At 56.7% G+C, this 367-nt stretch carries 1 pseudogene; it reads right to left on the reverse strand.

What is annotated here, in order from left to right:
- Positions 1–367: pseudogene (locus EN852_RS36375) on the reverse strand (hypothetical protein); the annotation flags it as partial.

Below are 367 nucleotides of genomic sequence, written 5' to 3' on the forward strand. Positions count from 1 at the left end.
ATGACAGACCGCTTGCGTCGACGTTCAGCGCGGTTGTAGCGGCAGTGCTGCCATTTGCGTCAGAAATGACAACTTCCTCGATCGAAGAGATTCCCGCACGCAGCGTAAGTCTATCGTTCGCTATAGTGCTCCCGAAACGTATGGTGTCGAAGCCGTCGCCGCCGTCGATTGTTTCTCCTAGAGCATTGTGAGTGGAGCGCTCAACAATGACCGCGTCATTGCCGCTGCCGCCGTAGATCGTGTCGACGCCCTGATCCCCGAAGATTCGATCGTTGCCCCCGTTTCCGGAGATGACGTCATTGTCGCCGCCACCGTGAAGTTCATCATCACCGGCATCACCATACAGTTGATCATCGCCAAGGTCGCC

It is taken from the genome of Mesorhizobium sp. M2E.F.Ca.ET.209.01.1.1 (assembly GCF_004010375.2).
Classification (GTDB): Bacteria; Pseudomonadota; Alphaproteobacteria; order Rhizobiales; family Rhizobiaceae; genus Mesorhizobium.